The sequence below is a fragment of the Variovorax rhizosphaerae genome, from assembly GCF_037889975.1.
GTDB classification, from domain to species: Bacteria; Pseudomonadota; Gammaproteobacteria; order Burkholderiales; family Burkholderiaceae_C; genus Variovorax; species Variovorax rhizosphaerae.
In genome coordinates, this window is the sequence record NZ_JBBKZT010000088.1 from 1 (window position 1) to 3,152 (window position 3,152).

Here is a 3,152-nt window from a genome sequence, read left to right on the forward strand (position 1 = left end):
TGCGGGGTCCGTGACTTGACCACCGCTCCCCGAATGATGCCTCCGGCCTGACGCGCTTCGCTTGCCAAACAGCCATTTAAAAAGGAACTCGAGAAGAGACAGCCAAAGACACTCAGACCATCAATAAATTCCCCCGCCTCCACCGGCCAGGATAGTTGTCGCCGGGCGGACAAGGTAGTTGACGCCGGCCAATCCGCGTTGCTCGATCTCGCCGAAGCGCGCTGTGTGGCTTCCATCCACGGACTGAGCCCCTAAAAATCGGATGGGTTCGTTCAGCGCAAGGAAGCTGGTCTGGCGCAGCAAGATGGCGCAGCGGCGTCGAGGAGGCCCCTCGATGCTTTCCTTCGCGCGAATGCCTTGCTCCAACATCGCCGCCTGCGCTTGGTCAATATCCAGCACGCGCGGCGTCAAGTGGTTGATATGTGGCCCCTTGAAGCAGACCACATCCGCAATCAGCGGGTGCGCTGCCTTGAGTTGGGTGTAAGTCTCAAGGTCGACGGTTGCCTCGCCGTGCCACTTGAAAGTGTGCAACGCCTCCTCGACGAAGGACTGGGTCTCCATCGCCGTCAGGCCTCCGGCGCTCTCCCATTGCTCGATCAAGCCCACGCATGTCGAGGTGAAAATTTCTCGATGGGAAAGGATGTCCTGCGCACGCTTCCTCAACCGACTGTCCTCGATGAGTTCCAGGCGCAGCAGAGACGTAAAGACGCGAAACGGATTGCGCTCGAGTGCATCGTCTCGAACTGGTCGAAACGCGGTGGAGTGCACCGGAACGCCCGCTATGGAGAGGTCGTAGTACCCCACCGGCTGCATGCCCATGACCGCGAAAAGCCGGCGCATCATTGACAACTCGCGCGCAGTGCCAACGCGAATTGCGCCGTGGCGCTCAACTTCAAGTCGGGAAGCATGGCCAGATACCCCCTCCCCGAACGCACATGAGGGCTCGGATTTCAACACATCGGCGTTGATACTCGCGACCAAATTCAGGAGGTCGCCGTAGCGTGGAACCTCGGCCTTGTACATCGCCGATAGAGCCTGGGAGAAGCGGGCTCGAATTTCGTCGGAAGGGCAATGGATAGTTTGATTCATCGGATTTATTGATTGACTTGGCGCGTTCTGCACATGGCGTGACAAGTCCTGTCTCGTGTGTTCGTCGACAGACGAGCAAAGGTAGGCGCGCAACTTTCGTGGCCTGCGCATCGACGCGCCAGCCGACCTCCTAAACCTGAAAAAGGGCGACAGTCATGTCCACTTCTACGCTGGCATTTCGCGGCAGGGACACGACGCCAACCGCCGTGCGGGCGTGGCCGACCTCGCACTGCAGGACATCCGAAAGAAGCTTCCAGGCTCCGTCTGCTACCTCGCTGTGCCGGTCAAATCCGGGTGCCGACTGGACGAAGACATTCACCCTCAGCACTTTCGACACGAGGTCCAAGCTGCCAAAGGCGTCGATGAGAGCGCCGAGCAAACGAAGCGCACAAACCTTTGCAGCCTCCTTGGCCTCCGCTACGGTGACTGCACTTCCGACCGCGCCGGCAAGCAGGATGCGGTTGCCAATCTTTGCAACTTGCCCGGCGAGGTAGGCAGTGTCGCCATGGGAAACCACGGGCGAGTAAGCGCCGCCGGGGACCGGTGGACTAACCAAGTCCAAGCCGACCGCGGCAGCAAACTCGCGAACCCGCGCGTCCCTTTGCGAAGATTTCATTGCACTGCTCGCTCAGATGGACGCAGCAGCTTGGCGAGCAAACACCTCGGATGCCTCCTGACCTACGATGTCCTTGTAGATGTCGACATCGGTGGCGCCTTCGCAGCCAAACAGCAAGACTTGGCTTTCTGCATCGATGCCTAGCATTCCCCTCAGTTCGGGATGAGATGCCATGTTCAGCAAGACCCCCATGCCGCCCGCAGCAGACTCGCCGCTAACGATGGGCACATCGCCGCCACCATCGGCGAGGGTCTTCATGGCTTGCACCACCCATTCGTCGGGTATTGCCAAATAGTCACTGCACAGCCAGTCCAACATCTTCCAGGCGGCAGGGGACACTTCGCGGCAAGCCAAGCCCGCCATGATGGTGCGCAGATTGCCGGAGGACGGCGTTGGCGTGTTGTTCACGGCGCTCTGGTACAGGCAATCCGCCTGGAGAGGCTCGATCATGACAAAGCGCGGCATCTTCCCTTGAATCTTTTGCGCGAAGCCCATGTACACCGCGGCCGCGATGCTGCCGACGCCACCCTGCATGAAGACGTGGGTCACCTTGTCCACGTCAGGGACCATCTCCAAAGCCTCCTCAACCATCACCATGTAGGCGTTCATGACGTGACGCGGGAGCGGTTCATTGAAGTCGTCCCACGACGTGCTGCTGACAAAATGCCAACCGTTGATTCGGCCATCCTCCTTCGCGCGCTTGACCGAAGCCTCGTACTCCCCGTCGATGCGAATGACAATTGCCCCAAGGGATTCCATCGCTTCCTTGCGACCAGGGGATACGTGGCCGTGGATGTAGATGACACAGCGGCAGCCGAACATCTTCGCCGCGTGGGCGAGGCCTCGACCTTGGTTTCCATCGGTGGCAACACAGACGGTGACGCGCTCTGTGATGGCAGCGAACTGCTTGCTGCGAAGCTGTGCCGCTGTCGGGCGCTTTCCTGTCTGTTGTTCAACGGCATCCGCCAGGAGCATGTAGACGGCGTAGGGGGCTCCAAGCGCCTTGAAGCTGGCTAGCTCGCGGCCGAAGCGCTGGCTTTCATCCTTATAGAGGAGCTTGGCAATTCCCAACTGCGCAGCGCTCTTGTCGAGGGACCACAGTGGCTGAGGCGCGTAGCCTGGCCACTGTTTGATTTCCTCTACGGCATCTTGCCAACCTTGCAGGTTCTTGACGGCAGTCTGGGCCAGCGCCTTCTTGTCGGGCGACAACCAGGTCGCAGGGTGGTAATGGCGATATTCGTTGGTCATAAGCGTAGGTGAGGTTGGGTGTTGGGTGGAGGGCGGTGGGGCGAAGGCTGGCCCGCGAGCAGCCCCCGCAGAGGCGGCTTCAGTGACGAGTGTGCTGGTCTAATTTCCCCGGACACCTCGATAGGTGGCAACCACCTGGAAGAGGAAGATGACCAAGAAGCTACGACGAACATTCAACGCGGAGTTCAAGCTGCAAGTA

At 59.9% G+C, this 3,152-nt stretch carries 2 protein-coding genes and 1 pseudogene; all 3 read right to left on the reverse strand.

All coding sequences use genetic code 11. The features are described from left to right. Positions 1–186: 186 nt before the first annotated feature. A pseudogene (locus WKW82_RS40310) lies at positions 187–1,089 on the reverse strand (VOC family protein); the annotation flags it as partial. 130 nt (positions 1,090–1,219) lie between these two features. Continuing rightward, on the reverse strand, positions 1,220–1,705 hold the full coding sequence (locus WKW82_RS40315; RefSeq protein WP_340348814.1) for a RidA family protein: 486 nt from the start codon (positions 1,703–1,705) through the stop codon (positions 1,220–1,222). Positions 1,706–1,717: 12 nt separating this feature from the next. Further along, entirely contained in the window at positions 1,718–2,953 is a 1,236-nt protein-coding gene (locus WKW82_RS40320) for a diaminopropionate ammonia-lyase (RefSeq protein WP_340348815.1), read from the reverse strand. Positions 2,954–3,152 lie beyond the last annotated feature (199 nt).